The organism is Hwanghaeella sp. (assembly GCF_965227365.1).
Lineage (GTDB): Bacteria > Pseudomonadota > Alphaproteobacteria > UBA8366 > Aestuariispiraceae > Hwanghaeella.
Map to the genome: position 1 here is coordinate 4,264,110 of NZ_OZ245754.1, position 25,791 is coordinate 4,289,900.

Annotated in this window: 25 protein-coding genes; 9 read left to right on the forward strand and 16 right to left on the reverse strand. The window is 61.3% G+C overall.

Features of this window, described 5'->3' with window-relative positions; translation table 11 throughout:
* Window positions 1-116: 116 nt before the first annotated feature.
* Window positions 117-2,384: a phosphoenolpyruvate--protein phosphotransferase gene (gene ptsP, locus ACQK2G_RS19490; RefSeq protein ID WP_425406704.1), complete on the reverse strand. Its 2,268-nt coding sequence runs from the start codon at window positions 2,382-2,384 to the stop codon at window positions 117-119.
* Between the two features lie 191 nt (window positions 2,385-2,575).
* On the reverse strand, window positions 2,576-3,796 hold the full coding sequence (locus ACQK2G_RS19495; RefSeq protein WP_425406705.1) for an aspartate kinase: 1,221 nt from the start codon (window positions 3,794-3,796) through the stop codon (window positions 2,576-2,578).
* 244 nt (window positions 3,797-4,040) lie between these two features.
* On the opposite strand from ACQK2G_RS19495, the gene ubiG reads away from it, so the two are divergent.
* Complete coding sequence (gene ubiG / locus ACQK2G_RS19500) at window positions 4,041-4,799, forward strand: bifunctional 2-polyprenyl-6-hydroxyphenol methylase/3-demethylubiquinol 3-O-methyltransferase UbiG (protein WP_425407673.1); 759 nt, start codon at window positions 4,041-4,043, stop codon at window positions 4,797-4,799.
* A 20-nt stretch (window positions 4,800-4,819) separates the two neighbouring features.
* Here ubiG and ACQK2G_RS19505 read toward each other — a convergent pair whose 3' ends face one another.
* Window positions 4,820-5,251 (reverse strand): DUF1178 family protein, encoded by a 432-nt coding sequence (locus tag ACQK2G_RS19505; RefSeq protein WP_425406706.1) that lies wholly within the window; start codon window positions 5,249-5,251, stop codon window positions 4,820-4,822.
* Between the two features lie 164 nt (window positions 5,252-5,415).
* On the opposite strand from ACQK2G_RS19505, the gene ACQK2G_RS19510 reads away from it, so the two are divergent.
* Complete coding sequence (locus tag ACQK2G_RS19510) at window positions 5,416-5,958, forward strand: class I SAM-dependent methyltransferase (RefSeq protein ID WP_425406707.1); 543 nt, start codon at window positions 5,416-5,418, stop codon at window positions 5,956-5,958.
* A gap of 14 nt (window positions 5,959-5,972) precedes the next feature.
* Here ACQK2G_RS19510 and ACQK2G_RS19515 read toward each other — a convergent pair whose 3' ends face one another.
* The 4 genes from ACQK2G_RS19515 to ACQK2G_RS19530 form a co-directional block, all read right to left on the reverse strand.
* Window positions 5,973-6,830: a carbon-nitrogen hydrolase family protein gene (locus ACQK2G_RS19515; RefSeq protein WP_425406708.1), complete on the reverse strand. Its 858-nt coding sequence runs from the start codon at window positions 6,828-6,830 to the stop codon at window positions 5,973-5,975.
* Complete coding sequence (grxC, locus tag ACQK2G_RS19520; RefSeq protein ID WP_425406709.1) at window positions 6,827-7,093, reverse strand: glutaredoxin 3; 267 nt, start codon at window positions 7,091-7,093, stop codon at window positions 6,827-6,829. The genes ACQK2G_RS19515 and grxC overlap by 4 nt, the downstream gene beginning before the upstream one ends.
* A 191-nt stretch (window positions 7,094-7,284) precedes the next feature.
* A complete protein-coding gene (locus ACQK2G_RS19525; protein ID WP_425406710.1) occupies window positions 7,285-8,049 on the reverse strand; it encodes a ComF family protein in 765 nt (254 codons plus the stop codon).
* A 16-nt stretch (window positions 8,050-8,065) separates the two neighbouring features.
* The gene (locus ACQK2G_RS19530; protein WP_425406711.1) at window positions 8,066-9,664 is read right to left on the reverse strand and encodes a rhodanese-like domain-containing protein; all 1,599 of its coding nucleotides are present in this window, start codon (window positions 9,662-9,664) and stop codon (window positions 8,066-8,068) included.
* Between the two features lie 164 nt (window positions 9,665-9,828).
* On the opposite strand from ACQK2G_RS19530, the gene ACQK2G_RS19535 reads away from it, so the two are divergent.
* A complete protein-coding gene (locus ACQK2G_RS19535; protein WP_425406712.1) occupies window positions 9,829-10,767 on the forward strand; it encodes a methyltransferase domain-containing protein in 939 nt (312 codons plus the stop codon).
* Window positions 10,767-11,645 carry a hypothetical protein gene (locus tag ACQK2G_RS19540; protein ID WP_425406713.1) on the forward strand — a complete coding sequence of 293 codons (879 nt, stop codon included), beginning with the start codon at window positions 10,767-10,769 and terminating at the stop codon, window positions 11,643-11,645. Before ACQK2G_RS19535 ends, ACQK2G_RS19540 begins: the two co-directional genes overlap by 1 nt.
* 21 nt (window positions 11,646-11,666) lie before the next feature.
* Here ACQK2G_RS19540 and mutT read toward each other — a convergent pair whose 3' ends face one another.
* The 5 genes from mutT to ACQK2G_RS19565 form a co-directional block, all read right to left on the reverse strand.
* On the reverse strand, window positions 11,667-12,116 hold the full coding sequence (mutT, locus tag ACQK2G_RS19545; protein WP_425407674.1) for an 8-oxo-dGTP diphosphatase MutT: 450 nt from the start codon (window positions 12,114-12,116) through the stop codon (window positions 11,667-11,669).
* The gene (locus ACQK2G_RS19550) at window positions 12,116-12,667 is read right to left on the reverse strand and encodes a GNAT family N-acetyltransferase (protein WP_425406714.1); all 552 of its coding nucleotides are present in this window, start codon (window positions 12,665-12,667) and stop codon (window positions 12,116-12,118) included. Before ACQK2G_RS19550 ends, mutT begins: the two co-directional genes overlap by 1 nt.
* Before the next feature lie 40 nt (window positions 12,668-12,707).
* On the reverse strand, window positions 12,708-13,946 hold the full coding sequence (gene argJ, locus ACQK2G_RS19555) for a bifunctional glutamate N-acetyltransferase/amino-acid acetyltransferase ArgJ (protein WP_425406715.1): 1,239 nt from the start codon (window positions 13,944-13,946) through the stop codon (window positions 12,708-12,710).
* A gap of 195 nt (window positions 13,947-14,141) precedes the next feature.
* A complete protein-coding gene (locus ACQK2G_RS19560; protein ID WP_425406716.1) occupies window positions 14,142-15,047 on the reverse strand; it encodes a peptidylprolyl isomerase in 906 nt (301 codons plus the stop codon).
* Window positions 15,048-15,214: 167 nt separating this feature from the next.
* Window positions 15,215-15,973 (reverse strand): hypothetical protein, encoded by a 759-nt coding sequence (locus ACQK2G_RS19565; protein ID WP_425406717.1) that lies wholly within the window; start codon window positions 15,971-15,973, stop codon window positions 15,215-15,217.
* Between the two features lie 360 nt (window positions 15,974-16,333).
* Between ACQK2G_RS19565 and secA the strand changes: the two genes are divergently transcribed.
* On the forward strand, window positions 16,334-19,078 hold the full coding sequence (secA, locus tag ACQK2G_RS19570) for a preprotein translocase subunit SecA (protein ID WP_425406718.1): 2,745 nt from the start codon (window positions 16,334-16,336) through the stop codon (window positions 19,076-19,078).
* A 47-nt stretch (window positions 19,079-19,125) separates the two neighbouring features.
* On the opposite strand, the gene ACQK2G_RS19575 is transcribed toward secA, so the two are convergent.
* On the reverse strand, window positions 19,126-20,010 hold the full coding sequence (locus ACQK2G_RS19575) for a LysR family transcriptional regulator (RefSeq protein WP_425406719.1): 885 nt from the start codon (window positions 20,008-20,010) through the stop codon (window positions 19,126-19,128).
* A 145-nt stretch (window positions 20,011-20,155) separates the two neighbouring features.
* Between ACQK2G_RS19575 and ACQK2G_RS19580 the strand changes: the two genes are divergently transcribed.
* Window positions 20,156-20,590, forward strand: coding sequence for a DoxX family protein (locus ACQK2G_RS19580; RefSeq protein ID WP_425406720.1), 435 nt, complete (start codon window positions 20,156-20,158; stop codon window positions 20,588-20,590).
* Between the two features lie 140 nt (window positions 20,591-20,730).
* Here ACQK2G_RS19580 and ACQK2G_RS19585 read toward each other — a convergent pair whose 3' ends face one another.
* The 3 genes from ACQK2G_RS19585 to petA are packed head-to-tail and all read right to left on the reverse strand — an operon-like array spanning window position 20,731 to window position 23,368.
* A complete protein-coding gene (locus tag ACQK2G_RS19585; RefSeq protein ID WP_425406721.1) occupies window positions 20,731-21,516 on the reverse strand; it encodes a cytochrome c1 in 786 nt (261 codons plus the stop codon).
* Between the two features lie 14 nt (window positions 21,517-21,530).
* Window positions 21,531-22,805 carry a cytochrome b gene (locus ACQK2G_RS19590; RefSeq protein ID WP_425406722.1) on the reverse strand — a complete coding sequence of 425 codons (1,275 nt, stop codon included), beginning with the start codon at window positions 22,803-22,805 and terminating at the stop codon, window positions 21,531-21,533.
* A gap of 11 nt (window positions 22,806-22,816) precedes the next feature.
* Window positions 22,817-23,368: a ubiquinol-cytochrome c reductase iron-sulfur subunit gene (petA, locus tag ACQK2G_RS19595; protein ID WP_425406723.1), complete on the reverse strand. Its 552-nt coding sequence runs from the start codon at window positions 23,366-23,368 to the stop codon at window positions 22,817-22,819.
* A gap of 442 nt (window positions 23,369-23,810) precedes the next feature.
* On the opposite strand from petA, the gene ACQK2G_RS19600 reads away from it, so the two are divergent.
* From ACQK2G_RS19600 to ACQK2G_RS19610, 3 genes are read left to right on the forward strand one after another with little or no spacing between them, the layout of a single operon-like run.
* Window positions 23,811-24,260: a tRNA (cytidine(34)-2'-O)-methyltransferase gene (locus tag ACQK2G_RS19600; protein WP_425406724.1), complete on the forward strand. Its 450-nt coding sequence runs from the start codon at window positions 23,811-23,813 to the stop codon at window positions 24,258-24,260.
* A gap of 32 nt (window positions 24,261-24,292) precedes the next feature.
* Window positions 24,293-25,201: an oxygen-dependent coproporphyrinogen oxidase gene (hemF, locus tag ACQK2G_RS19605; protein ID WP_425407675.1), complete on the forward strand. Its 909-nt coding sequence runs from the start codon at window positions 24,293-24,295 to the stop codon at window positions 25,199-25,201.
* 35 nt (window positions 25,202-25,236) lie between these two features.
* Window positions 25,237-25,785, forward strand: coding sequence for a hypothetical protein (locus tag ACQK2G_RS19610; protein WP_425406725.1), 549 nt, complete (start codon window positions 25,237-25,239; stop codon window positions 25,783-25,785).
* The last annotated feature ends 6 nt before the right edge of the window (window positions 25,786-25,791 follow it).

Here is a 25,791-nt window from a genome sequence, read left to right on the forward strand (position 1 = left end):
CGTCGCCGGCACTTGCCAAGATATCGTCAGGACAAAACGTGAACCGCCATTAACCGAACACTCGATCAACCACTAACACAAGAAGTCTATTAAAAGCAACGCACTAAATGTGAACATTAAGTTTGAATCTTATGGTCCTTTGCATAAGACGCCAAGTAACTGCGTAAAGAATGATGATGGCTATTCATTATGCTATCGACAAAACCGGTCAATTTATCGCAACGAACACTACGAACCATTGCCCGAACGGGGCCCACAGAACTTGCGTTCATTGACAATCTTCTGAACCCGAGACCGATCAGAGCAAGTGCCTCCAATGGAGAGCCCGCCATCTCGCCGCACAGGGACAGCGGCACGTTCGCCTCGTCGCAAGCATCGACCACCGTCTTCAGCATCCGGAGCATGCCCGGTGCCAGCGGGTCGTACCGTCCGTCGAGCTTCGGGTTGCCGCGGTCGCTGGCGAACAGGAATTGCTGCAGGTCGTTCGAGCCCACCGAAATGAAATCCACCCGCGCCAAAAGGGCCGGCAGTTGGAAAATCAGGGCGGGAACCTCCAGCATCGTTCCCACCATCAAAGACGATGGTAAAGCGACCCCATTGGCCGCCGCCCGTTTCAATTCCAGGTCCAGGACCGCGCGGGCGGCATCGAATTCGGCGACTTCCGCGACCATCGGAAACATCACATGCAAGGGCCGCCCGGACGCGGCAGCAATCAGGGCGCGGAGCTGCTGCCGCAACATGTATGGCCGGTCCAGTCCGATCCGAAGCGCCCGCCAGCCCAAGGCCGGGTTCTCTTCCTCGGATTCACGGACATAGGACGGGATCTTGTCGCCGCCGATATCCAACGTCCTGAAGACGACCGGCTTGCCGCCGGCCTGGTCCAGAATGTTCTGATACAGCTTCTTCTGTTCATCCACGTTCGGGAAGCCGGACCGGACCATGAAGGGCACTTCGGTCCGGTAGAGCCCGATTCCCCCCGCGCCGCTTTCCTGCAGATGCGGCACATCGATCAAAAGGCCCGCATTGATGAACAGATCCACATCGACCCCATCCAGGGTGACGGACGGCTTGTCGCGGTCGCGCGCATAGGCGGCGCGCTGTGCCGCGTAGAGGTCCATGGATTCAGTGAAGACGCGCTGGAAGTCTTCGCCCGGTCGAATGAAGCAAACGCCGTTCTGCCCGTCAACGACGATGCGGTCGCGTGTTTCGATACGCGACACCGCCCCCCTGACACGCCCGACCACGGGAATGTCGAGGGCGCGGGCGACAATGGCGACATGCGAGACGACGGACCCTTCCTCCAAAACCACGCCGCGCAGCTTCGAATGTTCGTAGTCCAACAGTTCCGCCGGCCCCAACTGCCTGGCGACCAGGATGGCGTCATCGGGAAGGTCGATACCGGAGGGCCCGATATCCCCGGCAAGATGCTGCAGCAGCCGGTTGGTCAGTTCTTCGAAATCCGCCAGTCTTTCCCGGATATAGGGATCCTGGATGACCGCCATCCGCGCCCTGGTATCGTTCTGGACGCGGGCCACCGCGGCTTCCGCGGTCAGGCCGGTGCCGATGGCTTCGCGGATCCGCCTGATCCATCCCCTGTCCTCCGCCACCATGCGGAAGGTCCGAAGAATGTCGATATGGTCGCTCGCCGTTTCCCCGTCGAACCGTGCGATCAACAGGTCGAGCGCGGAATGCATGTCCGACATCGCCTCGTCGATACGGCGGAGTTCCACCTCCTCGTCCTCGGCGATCGGGTCGGTGATGGTGATGGTCGGTTGATGCAGGACGGCATTGCCGAGCGCCAGGCCGGGCGAGATCCGTATCCCTTCCAGCCGCAGCGGTTTCAGGGCCAGGCCGTCGACAGGCTGCTGTTCCTGCGCGCTGATCACCTCGCCGGTCGCCAGCATTTCGGCGACGACCATGCCGACGGTTTCCAGCGTTTCTATCTCTTCTTCGGCATATTCGCGCTGGGTCCGGTTTTGGATGGCAAGCACGCCGAGAACCCGGCCGCCGCGCAGGATCGGCACACCGAGCATGGATTGGTAGATTTCTTCCCCGGTCTCGGGACGATAGGCGAAGTTCGGGTGTTTCTGGGCCTCGGCCAACGCGATCGGCCGGGCGGATGCCGCGACAACACCGACGATACCCTCGCCGAACCGGAAACGGATCTTGTGGACGGCGTCCGGGTGCAGCCCTTCCGTCGCGAAGAGTTCGATGACGTCACCGGCGCGGCGGACATAGATCGAGCACACCTCGGCGACCATGTCGCGGGCAATGATCTGGGCGATGCGGTCAAGGCGCTCCTGTGCGCTGCCGGACCCCGCCATGACGTCCCGCAATCGCCGCAGCAACAGGCGTGACCCCGCCCATGTCGCCCTTTGCGCCATTCATCCCTCCAAACGATGCTCCCCCATGGAGCGCCGCGAAACACCAACCGCCCGAATCAAACACGGCGGCGCATGGCAAATCGTATTGCCCATGCCCGCCCCGGCCGATTCAACTCGGCTCACTTTGCTTTAGCACGGCCCCTTTTTGCGCGCCGTAACGACATCCTGTCCGCCGAAAACGTCTATGACGCCTATTGTGCGTCCAAACCGTATGCGGTGTGGAGCGCGCGCAGGGCGAGTTCGGTATAATCCTCGGCAATCAATGTGGAGATTTTGATCTCACTGGTCGAGATGACCTGTATATTGATTCCCTTTTCGGACAGGGTCCGGAACATTGTCTGGGCCACGCCGGCATGACTACGCATGCCGACCCCGATGACGGAGATTTTCACGACATTGTCGTCCGACAGAAGGTTTTCGTATCCGATCTTTTCCCGGTTCGATTCCAGGACTTCGATCGCACGGCCCAGATCCGTCTTGCTGACGGTAAAGGTCATATCAGTCCGCTCACCATCGGGAGAAACGGACTGAACGATCATGTCCACGTTGATCGAGCCGTCGGACAGCGGGCCGAAGATGGCAGCCGCAACGCCGGGCTTGTCGTTGACCCGGACGAGCGTGATCTTCGCTTCGTCCCTGCTATATGCGATACCGCTAACGACCTGCTGTTCCACGATTTCGTCCTCGTCCACCACCATTGTGCCGGGGGTATCCTCGAAACTGCTGCGTACCTGCAGCTTCACCCCGTAGTTCATTGCCACTTCAACCGACCGCGTCTGCAGGACCTTCGCCCCCTGTGACGCCATTTCGAGCATTTCCTCGAAGGTGATCATATCGATCTTGCGGGCCTTCGAAACGATGCGCGGATCCGTCGTATAGACGCCGTCCACATCCGTGTAGATGTCGCAACGATCGGCCTTGAAGGCCGCGGCCAACGCGACGGCGGTCGTATCGCTGCCGCCCCGGCCGAGCGTCGTGATTCGGTTGCGCGGGCTCAAGCCCTGGAACCCGGCGACAACGGCAACCTGACCTTCGGCGAAGCGTTCGATGATCAGGTCGGTGGAGATGTCCTCGATCCGCGCCTTGCCATGCACTTCATTGGTCTTGATCGGAATCTGCCAGCCCATCCAGGACCGTGCGGAGATGCCCATCGCCTGCAGGCGCAACGCCATCAGACCTGCCGTGACCTGCTCACCGCTGGATACGATGGTGTCGTATTCGCGGGCATCATACATCTTGCTGGTCTGATCGACATAGCCGACCAGTTGATTGGTTACACCGGCCATGGCGGAAACACAGACAATGATCTCGTTCCCTGCCTCGACCTCGCGGCGGACGCGTTCGGCCGCATTCGCGATGCGATCCAAATCGGCAACCGACGTGCCGCCGAATTTCATGACGATCCGGGCCATAACAACCTTCGTACCTTCAAGGAGACCGACACTGTTTCGCGGCGCCGCCGAGTCGCCCGGGACGGGCTATTCCGGTGAAACCGCTTCTCTACTGGCCACCGGGTCTAAAGCCGCGCCGCGCGGACGGGCATTGTCCCCAGGGGCCGGGGCGCGCTATCCATACTCGGACAGAAACAGGCACGCAAGCTGAGGAACGCAACAAGCCATGGCACAGTCCGCAGAAACGCTCTCTTCCAGCGGCTATATGGACAAGGAAACCCCGAAACCGTTCGGGGGAACCGTCGACGATGCGGAAATCGCGAAATTCGCGGCCATGGCAGAGGAATGGTGGGATCCGGACGGCAAGTTCAAGCCGCTGCACAAATTCAATCCGGTGCGCATCGCCTTCATCCGCGACCGCCTGTGCACCCATTTCGAGCGTGATCCGCTGGCCCCCGAACCGTTGAAGGGCCTCGCGATCCTGGATATCGGCTGCGGCGGCGGATTGTTGTGCGAGCCACTCGCCCGGCTCGGCGCTGAGGTCACCGGCATCGACGCGACGGAACGCTCCGTCCATGTCGCGGCGGCACATGCGGAGCAGATGGGTTTGGAGATCGACTACCGCTTCACCTCCGTCGAAGACCTTGCGCAGGGCGACAAGCGCTTCGACGCGGTGATGAACATGGAAGTGGTCGAACATGTCGCCGATGTGGACACATTCCTCCGCGCCTCGGCGGAATTGGTGTCACGGGACGGCATGATGTTCCTGGCGACCCTGAACCGGACGGCGAAATCCTACGCATTGGCCATTGTCGGCGCGGAATATGTGCTGGGTTGGCTGCCGCGCGGCACTCATGACTGGAAAAAGTTCGTGAAACCGTCGGAGCTGGCCGCCGCGCTGCGCCCCGCCGGCATGGAACTGACGGAACTGACGGGGGTCGCCTACAACCCGATCCGCGATCAATGGTCGCTTTCGCCGAAGGACTTGGCGGTGAATTACATGGGAATTGCGAAGCGCGGCTGACCTAAGCAAAGGACCTGCCGTCAGTGTTCCTTGGGTTCTTCCATCCAGGGGATGGGGGCGACGGGGATTCCTTCTTCAGACAATTCCTTGGCTTCGTCGACGGTTGATTCGCCGTAGATCCCGCGCTCTTCCTTTTCGCCATAGTGAATCTTGCGAGCCTCCTCGGCGAAGTCGGACCCGACATAGTCGCAGTTTTCCTTCACCAAATCCCGCATCTTGGCCAGCATGACCTTTTGGTCCTGGACCGCCTTCTGCATTTTTTCGCGACGGGCGGCATCCCGCGATTCACCGGTGGCGATGTTGGGCGCGCTCAAGGCCTTCTGGATTTTCCGGTTGCCGCAGACAGGGCATTCGATACGCTTCTTGGCGCATTGTTCGTCGAAATCGGCGCTGTTCGGGAACCAGCCTTCGAATTCATGATCGTTCTTGCAGATGAGATTGAAAGAAATCATCTCAGTCCAAGTCCTTGTACAAACGGCACGTATCGCCTTTTCGGCACTTTGTACCCATCGACCTTACCAAATCGTTTAGCAGCTAAAACGAGGGAGTGCCAAACAAGATATAAATAGGCACATATGCTGGGAGCGCAAGAATCACAGGCCTCGGGAACTTATCCATGACGAACGATAAAAAACCGGCTTCGCATCCACCATCGGCCCCGATGCCGTGGATCGCGTCGCGGGCGGGCACTGCCAAGGCGGAGCAAACCGTGCTGGATCTGGCCTGCGGCGGCGGGCGGCACGGCCGTGCCTTTCTGGCCCAAGGTTGCCGCGTCACCTTTGTCGATATCGATGTAGCAGGTGTCGCAGACCTGGCGGACGACCCGAATTGCGAGATTATGCAGGCGGATCTGGAAAATGCACCCTGGCCGTTCGACGGTCGGAAGTTCGATTTCGTGGTGGTAACGAACTATCTGTGGCGCCCCATCCTGCCGTCGATTTTGGATGCTGTCGCTGCTGGTGGAGAGTTGCTGTATCAGACCTTCGCGCAGGGAAACGAGCGTTTCGGCAGGCCCAGAAACCCGGACTTCCTGCTGAAACCCGCCGAGTTGGAATCAACCGCCGAAGCAGCAGGCTTCGACATTCTGGACAGTTTCGAAGGGGAAATCAGCGAACCGAAGCAGGCCGTTGTTCAACGGGTTCGCGCCCGGAAGCCCTAGCCCCCCGAGCCCCGTCAATCGCCGGCCTGGGCGAGCCCCAGCGGCGCGGGCGGCGCGTAGTCCCGGCCATTCCGCAAACTGGGCACCATCCCGCGTACCGTATCGACGCGGGTTAGGTCCAGATCGGCCAGGATAACTCCCTGTTCGGGACCGGCATCGGCCAGCACCTCGCCCCAGGGATCAATGATCAGGGAATGGCCGTAGGTCTTGCGGCCGTCCTCGTGCTCGCCGCATTGCGCTGCGGCAATCACAAAACAGCCGTTTTCGATGGCGCGAGCCCGCAGCAGCACATGCCAGTGCGCCTTGCCCGTCGGCTGGGTGAAACAGGCCGGCATGGTCAGGACCTTCGCCCCGGCGCCGGCCAGATCCCGAAACAGCGCCGGAAAGCGGACATCGTAACACACGCCCATGCCATAGCCGCCCCAAGGCGTCTCGGCCAGGACGGCACGGTCGCCGGGCCGGTAGGATGCGCTTTCCCGATAGGATTCAGCATTCTCGAGATCCACGTCGAACATGTGGATCTTGTCGTATTTCGCCCGGATCCCGCCGTCCGGCGCGATCAAAAAACCGCGGTTCGCCAGTCTGTCGCCCTCTTCCGGACGAATAGCGAGCGACCCCGCATGGATCCAAATGCCCAATTCCGTGGCCAGGGCCCGAAAGGCGGCAAGGGCGGGATCCTCCGCCTCAGTCCGCACCTGTTTCTGCTGTTCCCCGCGGTTCTTCTGCACGAGGTTGCAGATTTCCGGCAGACAGACCAATTCCGCGCCCTTGGCCGCGGCTTCCCGGATCATCGGGTCGATCAGGGCGATATTATCCTCGATACGGGGCTTGCCCGTGATCTGGACGCAGGCGGCGCGGAGCGTATCGGTCAAGCGGCCTGTCCCTTCAACAATCCGTCGAGCTTACCCTGCTGTTCCAGTTCCATCAGATCGGTGCAGCCGCCGACATGCATGTCGTCGACGAAGATCTGGGGCACCGTACGACCGCCCTTGGAGCGTTCCGTCATTTCGTCCTTTCGGCCCGCATCGGTCCAGATATTGTATTCGGTATAGGTAACACCCTTCTTATCCAGCAGCTTCTTGGCTTGATAGCAGAAGCCGCACATCGGGCGGGTATAGAGTTCGACCTTGGCCATAACGACTTTTCCGTCCTTTCAATCCTATCACGGCGCGAATGCAGCCTTGGCAACATCCTGACCGGCAAATTGTTTTCATTCCAGTATCGAGATATGGCGTATCGGGTACCGGAATCAAAGATGCGCGCTATTCACAGGTTCATCAACTGCAGCGAAAGGGCCGTTTCGCGGAAATCTCGGCCGTCGCCACCTTAATGCCGGGGCTTCAGAACCCGCGCGACCGTGATCACATCGACCGCCGCGACCCCATTGCGGCGCAGGATGCGCGCGCATTCCTCAACCGTCGCGCCGGTGGTGAATACATCATCGACCAGCAGCACCCGTTTCCCGGCCACCAGATCCTTATGCTTCGCCCGCACCGCGAACGCACCGCGTACGTTCCGCGATCGCGCCAAGGCGGACAAGTGGCCCTGGGACGGGGTCGCACGGATGCGTTCCAACAGATCCAGAATGGATCGTTCTTGCGTTCCCCGTACCATCCAGGCGGTCAAAAGGGCCGCCTGATTGAACCGGCGCCGGAACAGGCGGCTGCGATGCATCGGGACCGGCGCGACGATATCCGCCTGCGTCAACAGATCCGCCGCGGCACGGCGAAGCCAACGGCCAAGCAGGGGCGCCAGGTCCGTTCGGTCGCCATGCTTCAAGCTGAGCAGCAACGATTTGCTGAAATCATCATAGGCCAGAACCGCCCGTGCCCGATCGTATCGCGGCGGCGACGCCTCACAGGCCGCGCATAATGTGTCTGGCGGAAGATCGATATCGAAAGGCAATCCGCAACAGGCGCAACACGGTCCCGCCAGAAAATGCAGATTGCCCCAAGCCTCGGCAGAGACGCCCTGCGCGCCGGCGATCAGGGCGCCGGTCTCCGGACAGCGCGGCGGCAGAAGCAGGTCCAGTCCCGCGCGCGCCGCTCGGGCAAGCGCGGCGGATAGAGCAACCGACGAACCGGTTTCCATCCGCCGTTCCATGCAATCAGGCCGCCGGGAATTGCGGGAAGATCATGGTCTGGTCCCGCTCCAACTGCTCGACCAGCGCCACCTCCCAATCGAGATAGGCCTTCATGGCCTGTTCGATGCCGTGATCACGGTCGTATGGCCGGAAATACAGGTCCTCCGCCGGCAAGGGCGCGATGGTATTTTCCAGCCCGGTTTCCACACCGTTGCCGGCTTCGACCCAGGCGTCGTGCCCGCCCTCGAGCACGCGGACGTCCTGACACCCCAGTGCAATGAGGTCGCCGGCGGCCAAGCGCGACAGGACATCGTTTCGGCTGCTGATGACGATCGGCGATGTGCCCGCCGCCGGCAGGTCGATATCGCGGGCCAAGGTACTGCGGATCGCCCATTTGGACCCTGGAATGTGCCCTTTGCGGTGCTGCACGCTGGTCGACAGATCCAGGATCAGGACGTCGTCCAATGCCTGCAACCCGTCCACCGTCACGGTCTGCACCGATACGCTGTCCGCTTCCGGCACGACAGCGATGTCCGCACCGCTTTCGAACGGCCCGTCGCCGAGCCCGCCCTCCAGGACGTAGACTTGCCGCCACCCCATCTGGATCAACCAACTTGCGGTCATCCGGGCGCGAACCTCCACATCGTCGACCAGGACGATCCGTGCTTTCTGAACGCCGATATAGGTATCCGTCGCCTGAACCAATTGCCCCCCGGGCGCATGGGCTGCCCCCGGCAGATGGCCGGCCGCGTATTCTTCCGGCGAGCGGACGTCGATCAGATAGGTCGTGCGTGACGAATCGGCCAACCATAAGTCCGCTGTGGCGCGGTCCACCGTCTGGACGCCGAACCGGGACGAAACCCGCTCTGCGGCCTCACGCGCCCAGGCAATGGTTTCCGCCGAGGGCGCCGGGATGGTCCGGGTCGATCCCTTTTCCAGTTTCAACCCGGCCAGATGCCAGCCCATCGTGCCGTCCTTCAGCGCCATCACCTTGTTCGGCAGTCCGGCATTGACCAGCGACTGGCAGCCGATGATCGACCGGGTGCGACCGGCACAGTTGACGATCACCAAGGTGTCGTCGCTGGGGATCGCATCCTTGGCGCGGTAAACCAGTTCCGCCCCCGGCGCATCGATCCCGCCCGGAATGTTCATGGCATTGTATTCCGGCATCGGACGGCTATCGAGGACGATCAGGTCCCGCCCCTCATCCATCAGTTTCTTCAAGTCCGCCGCCTCGATCCGGGGCGTGTCATAGGTGTGTTCGACGAACTCCCCGAACACCTTTGACGGCACATTCAAGCCGCTGAACAGTTCGAATCCGGACTCGCCCCAGGCCTCCGATCCACCGGGCAGAATGAAGAGGTTGGTGTATCCCGCCGCCTCGGCGATCGCGACCGCCTTGTCCAGACGGTCCGCGTCGTCGTCCATCAGGACGAACCGAACACCTTTATTGGGAATCAGTCGGCGCAGGTCGATTTCGAAATGGGAAAGCGGAATATTTACCGCCCGCAGGATATGGCTGGCGCCGTACAGGCCCTCCTCCCGCGTGTCGACCAGGGCAATTTCGTCTTCATCGAGCAAAGCCGCCCGCAACCAGGGCGCATCCACCTTTATGACCGTCATTCTTCCTCCCTTGCCCTCATCGGGGCCCCTCGGGGCCTCGTCGGGCCGATCCGTGTCGCTTTTCGTGCGAGCACTCTATGGCCTCAGCAAATCGCCGACAAGAAACTCGGCCGGATATCGCGTTAGGGTTTGCCGACCAGGGGCCATGATCCATATAAGGCGGCATGAGCGGGCCCCAAACAGATCAGATCACCGTCTTCGACCGGCGACAGGTCCGGCGCAACCGCGACCGCGCGGCAGGCGGTTTCGGCGATGTCGACTTCCTTGTCCGGGAAGTGGCCGACAGGTTGGCCGACAGACTGCAGGATGTGTCCCGGCAGTTCCCGAATGCCCTGGACCTCGGCTGCCATTCGGGCTGTTTGGCGGATGCCGTGGCCGGGATGAACGGGATAGAAACGCTGATCCAGGCGGACCTTTCCCACGCCATGGCACAACAGGCCGCGCGGCCGGGCCTTCCCGCCGTCGCGGCGGACGAGGAATGGTTGCCCTTCGCCGAGGAAAGCTTCGATCTCGTCCTCAGCAATCTATCGCTTCACTGGGTCAACGATTTGCCCGGCGCCCTGATCCAGGTAAACCGCGCCTTGAAACCCGACGGACTGTTTCTGGGTGCAATGCTCGGCGGCGAGACGCTGAAGGAGCTGCGCGAGGTACTGGCGCTGGCGGAGGTCGAGTTCCGTGACGGATTGAGCCCGCGCGTCTCACCCTTCGCGGACCTGCGCGATGCGGGCGGTTTGATGCAGCGCGCGGGTTTTGCCTTGCCCGTGATCGACAGCGACACGATCACGGTGACCTACGGCAACCCGCTGACCCTGATGCAGGAATTGCGTAAAATGGGTGAAGGCAATGCGGTAACGGAACGCAGCCGCAGCCCGCTCGGCCGCGATATACTGATGCGGGCGGCGGAATTGTATCAGGAGCGCCATGCCGGCCCTGACGGACGGGTGCCCGCCACCTTCCAGGTCATCTATCTGCACGGCTGGGCCCCGCATGAGACGCAGCAAAAACCCTTGCGGCCCGGGTCGGCGCGCAACAGATTGGCAGCCGCGCTGGATGCGGTAGAACAGTCGGCCGGGGAAAAGCCGAACAGATTTCAAGGTCCGTGATGCCAAAACTCGCCGTCGCTTCGATACTGACAGACGCCATCCGGACCGTCTGGGCCGAAAAAGGGGATTTCGCCCGGATCGGTGTGATTCCGGCGGTCGCCCTGGCCTTCAATGTCATCGCGCTGCAGGTGTTTCAACTGTCCGCCCTCATGGGCAGCGGCATGACGATGCCTTCACAGCCGTCCATCGAGGACGCCCATGACCTCGCCACACGGCTTCTGAACGAGAATGCCGGTTTCTTCGGCGTCGTTCTGTTGTTCATGTTTCTGGGCTTCGTGATTGTCTCGTTTTTTGCCTGCGCCTGGCATTACCGGATCCTGCGGCCGATGCAGGGAAGAACGGTCCGCGAGGCGTTGCGCTGGGACAGCGCGAAAGGCCGCTTCATCCTGATGGCGATCCTTCTCGTCGCTATCGAAATCGCCGTTCAGTTCGGCGCGTCCATTGCATCGGGCATGGCGGGCATGGCGGTACTGGCCATGGTTCCCGGCCTTGCCTTCGCGGTCGTGCCGATTTTGATCGTCGTGCCTTATGGCGTCGCGATCTATGTGATGCTGCGTTTCGCGATGGTCTTGCCGGCCGCCGCGGTTGGGGACGATCTGACACTTCAGGATTCCTGGAAACTGACGCAAGGAAACGGCCTAGCCCTATTGAGCCTGGCGATACTGATCCTGTTCGGCATCATCGCCGCGATGGTCACGGTTTTCATCCCGGTCAGCCTGGTGTTTTCCCTGCTGGCCTTCATATCACCGGGTCTGCTGACGATGATGTTCCTGATGCAGTTGGTGCTGTGCAGTCTGTTCATGATGGGCGCCGGGGTCTGGGTCACCGCCCTATCCCTGGCCTATCGGCAACTGAGCGATCCGAAGGCCACTGCTTAAACATACGCGGCGACCGCGCGCCTAAAGCAAATCACGAAGCATCGCGATCAACGGCACATCGGCCGGCGGCATCGGATAATCCTTCATCCTGACCGGCCGAACCCAGGCCAGTTCCTGCCCCTCCTTGGGAACGGGGTCCCCTTGCCAGACGCGACAAGCGTAGAGCGGCATCAACAGGTGCATGTCGTCATAGGCGTGACTGGCGAAGGTAAGCGGCGCCAAGCAGCTTTGCCGCGTATCGATGCCCAATTCCTCCTTGAGCTCGCGGATCAGCGCCTGTTCCGGCGTCTCACCGATATCGACCTTACCGCCGGGAAATTCCCACAACCCCGCCATCTTCTTGCCCGGCGGTCGCTTGGCGATCAGAACCCGGCCGTCGACATCCACCAAGGCAACGGCAACGACCAGCACGACCGGCTTTTCCGCCGCGTCCTCGACCCGTTCGCCCGCCTGCCAACATCCGCTCTCCATCATGCTTCGTTCCTTCGTGCCGCCCATTCGTCACGGCTCAGCGTGCGCGCGATCCCATCGACCATACCGCCACGCGCCGGGGCTTCGAGTTTCACCGGCCCTCGATCGACGAAACCCAACTTGCCCAGGACCCGCGCCGACGCCTCGTTTTCCCTGAACGCATCCGCGCGCACGAGGTTGAACCCCAGCGGCCCGAATCCATGATCGAGCGCTGCGGCTGCCGCCTCCGTCATATATCCATGTCCCCAGAATGAACGTCCGAGATAATAGCCGATTTCCGCCTGTCCCGGCTCGCTCTCGATTTCGAAGCTGACGGCCCCGATCAGGGTTCCGTCCTCCTTCAAGGTTATCGCCAGAGACAGGCTTTGCCCTTCGTCCCGCAACCGATCCATAAGCTGGAACCATTCTTCGGCCATCTTCCGTTCATAGGGATGCGGAATCCGCGCAGTCCATTTCGCAACGGCAAGGTCGGAAACCAGATTGAAGACGGCGTCCAGGTCCGAAAGACGGAAACGCCGCAGTCGAAGCCGGGGCGTTTCCAAGTCGGGCACATCGGTAAATGTCGGCGGCCAGTTCACGCGCTCACGACGCTCAACTGCGGTAGTCGGCGTTAATCGAGATATAGCCGTGGGTCAGATCACAGGTCCAAACACGCGCCTCTCCCTTACCGAGGCCCAGATCGATCTGGATATGAATATCCGTGCCCTTCAGGTGTTTGGCGACCGGCGCCTCGTCATAATCCATCACCCCTTCGCCCTTATGGGCAATGGTGACACCACCCATGGCGATCGAAAGCTTGTCCCGGTCCGCAGGCTCCCCGGACTTGCCGACGGCCATCACGACCCGGCCCCAGTTGGCGTCTTCGCCCGCGATCGCGGTTTTCACCAACGGCGAGTTGGCGACAGCCAGACCGATCTTGCGCGCCGACTTCTTGTTGACCGCGCCGGTCACGTCGATGGTGATGAATTTGCTGGCGCCTTCGCCATCCTTCACGACCTGGGTAGCGAGATCGGTCAAAACATCGTCCAGCGCCGCCTTGAATTCTCTCAGCCGCTTGTCCGACGGCGACGAGGGCGGTTTGTTTCCCGCCTTGCCCGAAGCAGCCAGGATCAGCGTGTCGCTGGTCGAGGTATCGCCGTCGACCGTGATCGAGTTGAACGAGCGATCGGCACCGTCCTTCAGAATCTTCTGCAGGATGACCGATGGGATATTCGCGTCTGTGAAGACGAAGGACAGCATCGTCGCCATATCCGGTGCGATCATGCCCGATCCTTTTGCGATCCCCGCAATCTTCACCGTCTTGCCGTCAATTTCCGCCGTCGCGGTTGCGGCTTTCGGGAAGGTATCGGTGGTCATGATCGCATGGGCGCTGTCGGTCCAGTTGTCCGGCCCCAGATTCTCGATCAGTGTCGGCATCACGCCGCTGATCCTGTCGCCCGGCAGCGGCACGCCGATGACGCCGGTGGATGCGACCAGCACCTGTTTCGGTTTGCAGCCCAACGCTTCCGCCGCGGCGGTTACCATATGTTTCGTGCCTTTTTCGCCGATCTTGCCGGTAAAGGCGTTGGAATTGCCTGAATTGACGATGATGCCGCGTGCCTTGCCCTTGGCGAGCACGGTCCGGCACCAATCAACGGCGGAGGAGCATGTCTTCGATTTCGTCAGGACGCCGGCAACCTGTGTGCCAGGGGCGAGTTCAGCCAGGAACACGTCATTCCGGCCCTTGTACTTCACTCCGGCGGCGGCGGCCGCGATCCGGATCCCGTCGATTGCCGGCAATGCCGGGAGGTTTTTCGGTGCGAAAGGTGACTTTGGTGCGTCCCCACCCATGTCGATCCCCTAATCCATCGTTTCCCGGCGGACCGCAGGCACCACAGCAGCAAACCCGACCCCACCGTATTTCGGAGCTAAGTAATCGGGCGAACGCCGCTTCGCGTCAATGGGTTCCGCTATTCGGAAGACGCCGATCCGGCCGGAATCGGAATTCCGGCCGGGATAGCGTTCCGGATAACAATCGCAGCGCGATTACTGAGCCGCCGGCGCCGCCATGGGATTGCCGGACAGATCGAACCGCTGAACCGCCGCCTTGGCAGTCAGGTCCGCGGCGATCTGGCGCGCCATCTGTTCGCCCACATACCGGCCCAGGCTGGGGCGGAGTTGTTCAAAACTGGGCGAATCACCAGCGCGGCGCTCTTCGACCAGAATGACGTGCCAGCCGAACTGGGTCTTGACCGGATCCGCGGAGAACTGGTTCGGCTGCAGCGCGAAGGCCACATCGGCGAAGGGCTTCACCATGCTGCCACGATCGAAGAAGCCAAGATCGCCGCCCTGCGAGGCGCTGGGGCCGATGGAATGCTTTTTCGCCAGCTCGGCGAAATTCTGACCGTCGGTGACCATCTTGATGATGTTCCGCGCTTCTTCCTCGGTCTCGACGAGAATGTGGCGGGCCTTCACCTCTTCTTTCGGCGGATTCTGCTTCAACCACGCATCATAGGCCGCGCGCAGATCCTTTTCCTCGATCTTCGATTCAACGGCGCGGCGCAGATACAGGTCGCGCACCAATTGCGCCTCGACCAGTTCCATGCGCTTCTTGATTTCGGGATCTTCCTGCAAGCCCTGCTCCAGGCCGGTCTGAATGACGACAAGCTGCTGGATCAAGGATTCAAGAATGCGCGGGTAAAGGGTCTCCTGCCCGAGTTGCTGGGTCTCCGGCGGAAGTCCCTGGAACGCGTCCATGAAATCGGAACGATACAGTTTCTCGCCCCCGACTTCCGCGATGACCTGATCCGACCGCGCCTGATCGGCGCTCTGTGCAGCCGCGGGGGTTGCGGAAATCATGGCGCAGCAAAGCGCGCCACACGCCAACAGGCCCAGGTTCTTGTAGGTGCCAAGGATTTTCCCGGCGGAAATCCGGGGGGCAGTCATGTACATCAAGTCAACTCCAGCGCCATTCGAAAAATGGACGCCAAGAGACCACAGCGGGCCGCCCGGAACAAGGGAATAGCCGGACGTTCGGACCACCGTCGCACGCCACTAGCGGAGAAGTGATGCCCAGGTCTTCTCTTGGGCCCCGCCAGGCGGTCCGTCCAAGAGGACGGCTAGGCGACGAGACTGACCCCGCCATCCGCGCCGGCGGCCCCGTCGGCGGCTTCATCCGCACCATCCACCAAACCCGCTGCTGCTTGCGTGAAGATGGTGGTCGACAGGTCCAGTTCGATCTGCCGCGCTTCCAATTCCGTCGAAACGGCCGATGCTCCGAAAATTCCAGCCAGACGCTTCGTCACGTCGGATGCGGTTTCCCCGTCCGGTAAGGAGAAAAGCGGGATTTCCGGCGCGACGGCAAATCCCTCGCTTGTGGAGACCCTGCCGTCGATCTGAACCGCCTGCAGGGAGAACTGCACCTGGTCCAGGCGCAGGGTCGATACCTTGCCCTCCTCGACAACGGAGAGGATCGTGGTGTCGACCTGCAGCGAGAAACTGATTTGACTGAGCGAGAATTCCGTCGACCGAAACGACCCGCCCAGGCCGTTGTCCAACCGCCCGAATATCCCATCCGCCACATCGCCGAAGCGACGGTCGAAGTCGTCGGTCAATCGCCCAATGCGCCGTGCGACCCTTTCAATGTCCCGCTCGGACGCCCCGAGGTCCCGGGAGAACCCTTGGAAAAATTCACCGAAGCGGCGGCGTGCAGGTCTCCCCAGCCGTGCCGCATTGAAGTCCCGGGCGAGTTCGAGGGCACGTTCGGATCCGCGCAGGGCCTGCCGCGCCCCGTCGGACAGATCGACCGATGCTTCACCCGCGAATGCTCCACGCCGGACACGATCGTCATTCCGTCCGTCGCCGAGGTCGGACCGCAATCGGTTTTTTGATTGTTCGAGAAGTGCACCTGGCCGCCTGACGAAAAGATCCGGCCGTATTTCGGACGCATAAGGTACCATCGTCGCCTCCTTCTGTCGGCTTCGTGGCATGATTGCCTGTGTTTCGGCCGCTTCCCACGGCCTGCCGGACACCATTCTGGCGGCCGGAACGGGCGGTATGCTACTACTTTATTGGCCGAAAGTCTTGAGGAATTCCGCCTTTGACGACGTATCGTCCGGCCATGGGATCGTTGACAGGGCTTGGACCGCCCCTTATCTGACTTGCGGGACTTTCAACCGAACCTGCGATCAACCATCGCAATCTGCTCTTCCATCGATTTATCGCAAAGGCCTTCATTCATGCTGGGCGGACTTTTAAAACGTGTCTTCGGCTCGGTTAACGACCGGACCGTGACGGGACTGCGCAAACGCGTGGACGCGATCAACGCCCTGGAAGACCAGATTTCCGCGCTGGACGACACCGCGCTGAAAGCCAAGACCGACGAATTCCGCGACCGGGTGAAGAACGGCGAAACGCTGGACGATATTCTGGAAGAAGCTTTCGCCGTGGTGCGCGAAGCCTCCAAACGCACGTTGGGCATGCGGCATTTCGACGTACAGCTGATCGGCGGGATGGTGCTGCATTCCGGCAAGATCGCTGAGATGAAGACCGGTGAAGGTAAGACGCTGATGGCGACCCTGCCGGTCTATCTGAACGCTTTGGAGGGCAAGGGCGCCCACGTCGTCACCGTGAACGACTATCTGGCCCGCCGCGACGCCGCCTGGATGGCGAATGTCTATAATTTCCTGGGCCTCACCGTCGGTGTGATCGTGCCGCAGATGCCGGAGCAGATGCGAAAGCAGCAATATGCCTGCGACATTACCTATGCCACGAACAATGAGCTGGGCTTCGACTATCTGCGCGACAATTTGAAGTTCCGGCTGGAAGACATGGCCCAGCGCGAACCGAATTTCGCGATCGTCGATGAAGTCGACTCGATCCTGATCGACGAGGCGCGGACGCCGCTGATCATTTCCGGTCCGGCCGAGGATTCCTCGGGCCTGTACCGGCAGATCAATCAGATCATTCCGCAGCTGACCGAGGCGGATTACGAAAAGGACGAGAAGCAGAAGGCCATTTCGCTGACCGAGGAAGGTCAGGAGCGGGTCGAGGTGATCCTGCGCGAGAGCGGTGTCCTGGAAAACGGCAATCTCTACGACATTCAGAATGTCAGCCTTGTCCATCACGTGAACCAGGCCTTGCGCGCCCACAAGATGTTCACCGCGGATGTGGACTATGTGGTGAAGGACGACAAGATCGTCATTGTCGACGAGTTCACCGGCCGTCTGCAGGAAGGCCGCCGCTATTCCGACGGCCTGCATCAGGCCCTGGAAGCCAAGGAAGGCGTGCAGGTCCAGAACGAAAACCAGACCATCGCGTCGGTCACTTTCCAGAACTATTTCCGCATGTACGACAAGCTGGCCGGCATGACCGGGACGGCGATGACCGAAGCGGCGGAGTTCGAGGAAATCTACGGACTTGAAGTGGTCGAGATTCCGACCAACAAGCCGATGATCCGTATCGACAACGATGATGAGGTCTACCGAACCGCGCGCGAAAAGGAAGCCGCGGCAATCGAACAGATCAAGATCTGCCATGAGAAGGGCCAGCCGGTCCTGGTCGGCACGATTTCGATCGAGCGGTCGGAGCAGATTTCCAAGACCCTCACGCAGATGAAAATCCCGCACAAGGTGCTGAACGCACGGCATCACGAGCAGGAAGCTCATATCATCGCGGATGCCGGCGTTGCGGGCGCGGTGACGATCGCGACCAACATGGCCGGCCGCGGCACCGACATTCAGCTGGGCGGCAACCTGGAAATGCGGATCCAGCGCGAAACCGAAGGCATGGAGGACCAGGCCGCGATCGACGCCAAGGTGGCGGAGATAACCGCCGATATCGAGGCGAAGAGAAAACAGGTCCTGGACGCCGGCGGGCTGTTCGTTCTGGGTACGGAGCGCCATGAAAGCCGCCGCATCGACAACCAGTTGCGCGGCCGTTCCGGCCGGCAAGGGGACCCGGGCGAATCCAAGTTCTATGTCAGCCTGGAAGACGACCTGATGCGGATCTTCGGATCCGAGCGGATGGACGGCATGCTGCAGAAGCTTGGCCTGGAAGAAGGCGAAGCGATCATCCACCCCTGGGTGAACAAGGCCCTTGAAAAGGCGCAGCAGAAGGTCGAGGCCCGGAACTTCGAAATCCGGAAACAACTGCTGAAATTCGACGATGTCATGAACGACCAACGCAAGGTCATCTTCGAGCAGCGCAAGGAATTGATGCGCGCCGAGGACGTTCACGACACCGTTCTGGACATGCGTTACGAAGCGATCGACGACGTCGTCGACCGTGCCATGCCCAAGGACGCCCTGCCCGACCAATGGTCGATCGACAGCTTGCATGAGGAATGCCTGCGCATCTTCGGCCTGGACCTTCCGGTCCATGACTGGGCCAAGGAGGAAGGCATCGCGGACGAAGAGGTCCGGGAACGTATCCGTGAGGCGGTCGACCAGAAAATGGCCAAGAAGGCGGTCGATATCGGGCCCGAAATGATGCGCTACGCGGAACGTGGGCTGTTGCTGCAGTTGCTGGACCACGCCTGGAAGGATCACCTTCTGAACCTGGACCACCTGCGACAGGGGATCGGCCTGCGCGCCTATGGGCAGCGCGACCCGCTGAATGAATACAAGTCGGAAGCTTTCGAGCTGTTCGAATCCATGCTGGACAACCTGCGCAGCACCGTGACCCAGGTGCTGTCGCATGTGGAGATTAGAGCCGATCAGAACCAGGATGCCCTGGAACCGGAAGCGCCCAAGGATCTGGAAGAGTCCGGCCCGAGCGACGAGAGCGACGCACCCGCGATGACCTCGCGGTCGACGGCGGCGCAATATACCGCTGATACCGCGCCCCCGGGCTTCGTCTATCATGAAGGCTTGCGCCGCTGGCTGCACCCGAACGACCCGGAAACCTGGGGCAAGGTATCGCGCAATTCGTTGTGCCCCTGCGGCTCCGGCAAGAAATACAAGCACTGCCACGGCAATCTGTAACCGGGCCTTTCCGCTACGCCTTCCCGCTTAGCTTCCTGGGGCCGGACTTAACCCGGTCCGGGCATGCGCTTCGGGACGACACGCGCCATCCAATCCAGCACGGCCCTGACCCGTGCGCTCTTGCGCAGTTCCGGATGCGTCAGCAGCCAGAGGTCCGTGAAGGTGTTTTCGGGCGCATCGGCGATGCGGACCAGGCCCTCTCCCAGATAGGTGGGCAGGCAGGTAACCCCCATACCGCCCAGGCAGGCATTGCGGAGGATCAGAAAAGAGGTTCCCCGGAGCACGATGCGGGAGTTCTGGGTCTCCTTGCTGAACCACGCCCCGGCGGCGGTTTCCGCAATGCGCCTGTCCGGCGCCAGGATCGGCGCGTTCCGCCAATCCACTCCCTCCGCCCCGGTCTCGTCTTTGTCGAAGCCCTTCAGAGCCGGGGACCGGTACAGGGCGGTTCTCAGCTTGCCGACACGGCGGCCGACCATCGCATCGCCCGGATTGTTGGAAGGACGCAGGGCGATATCCGCCTCGCGCCGGGACAGGTTGGCCCATTGATAATCCGTCGCCAGTTCGATGGTAATGCCCGGATGCTTCTCGGTGAATGACGGTAGTGCGGGTCCCAGAACCGCTTCCGCCAGCGAGTCGACCGTGGTCACGCGGACATGCCCCGCCAAGCGGACGTCCTGGCCGGCCAGCAACAGGTCGAGCGCCAGGCTCTCCTCCTCCATGCGCTCCACATGATCGAGCATTTCCTCGCCGGCCGAGGTCAGGGAATAGCCGTCTGACCGTCGCTCGAACAAGCTCGTCTGCAATTGATCTTCCAGGGCGCGAAGGCGGCGCAGCACCGTCGCGTGATTCACCGACAGGGCCCGCGCTGCGCCGGAAAGCGTGCCTTCCCGGGCAACGGCGAGGAAATATCGGTAGTTATCCCAATCGGTCATCTGTGCAAATTCGCACACATGTTGATGATTTTCAAAGAATACAAAACACTCTACGCACAAATTAATTTACAGCCAAGCGGACAGGATGTCCGAGCCCGGTGCACCCCACCGGTTGAATTCGAACCACTTGGCGGAGGTTTTAGTCATGATCGATACCCGTACGGCCCCTTACGCGGCCCTTATTCTGCGTCTCTCGCTCGGCATCATGTTCGTGATGCATGCCTATTTGAAACTGGCGGTTTTCACCATGGACGGCACGGTCCAGTTCTTTGAATCGCTCGGTTATCCAGGCTTTGTCGCCTATTTGACGGTCGCGGCCGAATTGGGCGGCGGCATCCTGCTGATCGCCGGTGTCTATACCCGGTATGTCGCCGCGGCGCTGGTTCCGGTGCTGATCGGCGCGACCCTGGTCCATGTCGGTAACGGCTGGGTCTTTTCAGCCCAGGGCGGCGGTTACGAATATCCGCTTTTCCTGATCGCGGCCTCCGCCACGCAGATCCTGCTCGGCGACGGCGCCTATGCCCTGAAACCCGGCAACCTGCTGGGCGAATACCGGGCCTCCGGCCAAGCGTCCGCGTAGGGTTATTCGCGGTCCGGAAAGGGAGACGGGGGCCTTGGCCCCCGTTTCTGTTTGCACGCTTCCGCAGCGGACGCTGGATATGAAAACGGCCCGCCGGTCATACCGGCGGGCCGCTAATCACTGCAGGCGGGCTGTGCTGCTTAGTGCAGCTTGGCCCAGAGCCGCTTCTTGTTGGCGATCGCCAGTCCCAGGAAGACGAGCAGGAACAGGAAGACTTTGACGCCCATCGCCTTGCGGTCTTCCATTTCCGGCTCCGCCGTCCAGGCCAGGAACATCGTGATGTCCTTGGCGGCCTGTTCGAGGGAAGCGGACGTACCGTCCGAATATTCCACCATGCCGTCCGAGAGGGGCGGCGCCATCGCGATTTGATGGCCGGGGAAGTACTCGTTGTAGTAAGCCCCGTCGGAGATCTCGACACCGGCCGGTGGAACGTCCTTGTAGCCGGTAAGCAGGGCGTACAGGTAATCCGCGCCGTTCATGCGGGCCTTGACCATCAGGCTGAGGTCCGGCGGCGCCTTGCCGCCATTCGAAGCCGCAGCCGCCTTTTCGTTCTCGAACGGCGACACGAAACGGTCGGACGGCAAGCCAGGACGCGTGAAGTAATCACCGTCGTCGTTGGGCCCATCCGTCACCTCGAACTGGGCTGCGAAGGACTTGGCCTGATCTTCCGTATAACCGAGTTCAGTGATGTTACGGTAGTACATCAGGTTCAGGCTGTGGCAGCTGGCGCAGATTTCCGTGTAGATCTGAAGACCGCGCTGTGCGGAGGCCTTGTCGAACTTCCCGAATACACCGTTGAAGCTCCAATCCTGGCTCGGCGGGACGATACCCTCCGCGGCCTGGGCGGCGCTACCGCCGATCATCAGGGCCATGGCGGCACCCAACAGGGTGCGACCAATGGCGCGGGATTTGATGGAGATGCTCATTCTTCTTCCTCCCCTTACTCGGCTGGCGCCACGGCCGGCTTGCTGATGCTCGCAGGCAGTGGTTTCGGACGTTCCATCCATCCGACGAACGGCGTCAGGATGAGGAGGTGGAAGAAGTAGTAGAGCGTGGCCCACTGAGCGACGACGACGTACCAACCCTCGGCCGGCTTGCCGCCGACATACCCAAGGATCAGGAAGTCGATCACAAAGAGCCAGACCAGCCACTTGTAGACCGGGCGATACTTGCAGGACCGCACGCGGGACGTATCCAGCCAGGGCAGCAGCGCCAGCAGGACCAACGACCCGAACATGGCGAGAACGCCGGCCAGTTTCGCGGACATGCCCCACCATCCCAGGAAGACCTGGAAGAACCACCAATCGGCGACGAAGGAGCGCAGGATCGCGTAGAACGGCAGGAAATACCATTCCGGCACGATATGCGGCGGCGTCACCAGCGGGTTGGCCGGAATATAGTTGTCCGGATGGCCCAGGAAGTTCGGCGCGTAGAAGACCAGCCCGGCATAGACCAGCAGGAACACGGCGATGCCGATCATATCCTTCGCGGTCATGTAGGGATGGAAGTTCACCGTGTCCTGCGGGCCTTTCGGATCGATGCCGTCCGGGTTGTTGGAACCCGGAATATGCAGCGCCGCGACATGCAGGAACACGACCGCGAAGATCACGAAGGGCAGCAGATAGTGCAGAGCGAAGAACCGGTTCAGCGTCGCGTTATCCACAGCGAAACCGCCCCAGAGCCATGTCACGATCGGCTCCCCGATGATCGGGAAGGCGGAGAACAGGTTGGTGATGACGGTGGCGCCCCACAGGCTCATCTGACCCCAGGGAAGAACATAACCCATGAAGGCCGTTCCCATCATCAGAACCAGGATGATCACACCCAGAATCCACAGCAACTCACGCGGTTCCTTGTAGGATCCATAATAGAGGCCGCGGAAAATATGGATGTAGACGACGATGAAGAACATCGACGCCCCGTTCATGTGGATGTACCGGATCAACCAGCCATAATTCACGTCACGCATGATGCGCTCGACGCTGTTGAAGGCCAGTTCGGTGTTCGGCTGGTACTGCATGGCCAGGAAGATGCCGGTCGCGATCATGACGATCAGCGTGATCGAGGCCAGAGCGCCGAAGCTCCAGAAATAGTTCAGGTTACGGGGCACCGGAAATTCCCGGTACTCCTTGTGCATCATTGTGAAGATCGGCAGGCGCCGATCGATCCACTTCACCACGCCCGAAAATTCGGGACCGGGTTCGTTGCTTTGCATCGTCTCGCTCCCTACCCGATCTTGACGAGCGTATCGCTCAGATATTCGTAATCCGGCACCGGCAGGTTCTTCGGCGCCGGGCCTTTGCGGATACGGCCGGACGTGTCGTAGTGCGACCCGTGGCAGGGGCAGAACCAGCCGCCGAAATCACCTTTGTTATCGCCAGCCGCCTGGCCAAGCGGGATGCAACCCAAATGGGTGCAGACACCGACCATGATGAGGAATTCCGGGTTCTTGACCCGAGCTTCATCGGCCTCCGGATCACTCAGTTCGTCCAACGGAACCGCCTCGGCTTCGGCGATCTCTTCCGGCGTGCGGCGGCGTATGAACACCGGCTTTTTGCGCCAGATGATGGTAATGGACTGGCCGACTTCCATCGCGCTGAGGTCCACTTCGGTCGACGCCAAGGCGAGGACCTCCGCAGACGGGTTCATGCTGTCGATGATTGGCCATGCGAACGACGCAGCGCCGACCGCGGCTGTCGCCATGGTCAGCATGCCCAGGAAATCGCGCCGACTGCCTCCGTCTTCGGAAGCATGCCCGGTTTCGGTCGATTCCGACATGTATCCCTATCCCCTTCTAAACCTCTCCCGGTGGCGGCTTTTTCAATGTTTTCCTGCCTATAAGGCCCAAAACACCAGCCACCCGCCGGCAACTAACCGGCTGATCCCGCACCGTTTAACGCGCGTGCCGCATTCCGTCAAACAATGCCGCATGCGGTCACGCCCCCACGCGACACTTTAACGCCGGTGGTCACGAACCGCTAGCGTCACAAAGTCGCTTACCCCGATTTGGCCACCAAGTCGATTCCGGTGCCCCCGCCCGCATCCTACCTTTCCCGTGCCAGGGATGAACAAGCCCTACCAAAGAACCAAAGCGGCCGGAAATCCGTCCTGTTAAGAGCCGCTGACGCTTGCTGGCTTGTTGAAAAACCGGCTTCGACGGAATACCCACAAGCGAATTCACCCCCACCGCCGCAGCCCGCGGCGCAAATGGCAGAAATCCATGCGGCTTGCGCTCTACCAACCGGATATCCCCCAGAATGCAGGGGCCGCCCTTCGGCTCGCGGCCTGCCTCGGCGTTGGGGTCGACATTATCGAACCCTGCGGTTTTGTCTGGTCCGAACCGAAAATGCGGCGGGCGGGCATGGATTATCTCGAGAATGTCGACCTGAAGCGCCACAGCGGCTGGACCGCCTTCCGGGGCCAGGCCGGCGGCCGGATCGTGCTGTTGACGACCGCAGGGGCCGACCGGTTCGACGATTTCCGGTTCCGCGCGGACGATATTTTGCTGGTCGGCCGGGAAAGTGCCGGCGTACCGGCCGAGATTCACGAAGCGGCCGATGCCCGGCTGCTCATACCCATGATGCCCGGCATGCGCTCCTTGAATGTCGTCAACGCAGCCGCCATCGTGCTGGGCGAAGGCCTTCGCCAAACAAAGGGATTTCCGACATGAGTTCAGGTGACAAGCTGGAAAAGCGGGCGATGATGAGCAAGGTGCGCAAACCGGATGCCGATCCGACCCCGCCGAGCGAAGCCGTTATCGAGGATCGGAAGGCCGCCGCGCAGGCCTGGTTCCGCCAATTGCGCGACGATATCCGCAATGCATTCGAGGCGCTGGAAGACGATGGCGGCAGACTGCGCGACGATCTGTCGCCCGGCCGTTTCGAGGAAACCGCCTGGGAACGCAAGAACGATGACGGCACGCCCGGCGGCGGCGGCGTGATGTCGGTGATGAAGGGCAGGGTCTTCGAGAAGGTCGGCGTCAATATCTCAACCGTCCATGGCCGGTTTTCCGAACGGTTCGCGAAGGAGATACCCGGCGCGGAGGAAGATCCGCGTTTCTGGGCCAGCGGCATTTCTCTTGTGGCGCATATGCAATCGCCAAAGGTCCCCGCGGTTCACATGAATACCCGGTTCATCGTCACCAGCCGCTCCTGGTTCGGCGGCGGCGGCGATCTGAACCCGCCGATTCCGGTCGCAGAAGACACGGCGGACTTTCACGCCGCCTTCAAATCCGCCTGCGACGCCCACGACCCGGCCTATCACCCGATGTTCAAGGACTGGTGCGACGAGTATTTCCATATTCCGCACCGCAATCGCGCCCGCGGCACGGGCGGCATATTCTATGACTACCTCAACACGGGCGATTGGGCGGACGATTTCAGCTTCACCCAGGATGTCGGACGCGCCTTCCTGGAGATTTACCCCAAGCTGGTGGCGCGCCGCATGAATGAGGCCTGGGACGAGGCGGACCGAGAGACTCAACTGATCTATCGCGGGCTTTATGCGGAATTCAATCTGCTCTATGACCGAGGAACTCGGTTCGGCCTGATGACCGGCGGCAACCCGGAGGCGATCCTGATGTCCCTCCCGCCGGAGGCGAAATGGCCTTAGGCCGGAAACGGACGAATTTTCTGCGGAGACGGTCTATGTCCAGATTTCTTCCCTTGATGCTGGCTTTGCTTGTCGCTTTGCCAGCCGGCCTCTCGAGCACCGCCGCGAAGGCGCAGGGCGTGGAGAAGTTCTTCGGCCATTTCGAGGGGTCGGGCATTTCGGAAAACGCGGATAGTATTTATTTCGCGGTCTCCGTCCGCGATCTGGACGTCAAGTTTTCCGCCGCGCCGAACGGCGGCTTTACCCTCGATTGGACCACGGTCACCCGAGAGAAGGGCGACCCGAACAATCCGAAGGTCAAACGCAAGCAAGCGGCATTAACCTTCATGCCGGCCAAGAATCCCGGCGTTTACCGCACCGAGTCGGGGGGCGACCCGCTGGACGGCGCGCCGATCTGGTGGAGCCGGGTGGACGGAAATTCCCTCTATACCTACCGGATGCAGATCAACGAAGACGGTACCTGGCAGGTACAGAAATATGTCCGCACCGTCAGCGGTTCCGGCATGGAGCTCGTCTTCGAGAGTATCCAAGACGGAGAGCAGGTCCGCCAGGTCAAGGCTCGGCTTATCAAGGTCGGTAATTAGGGGCGG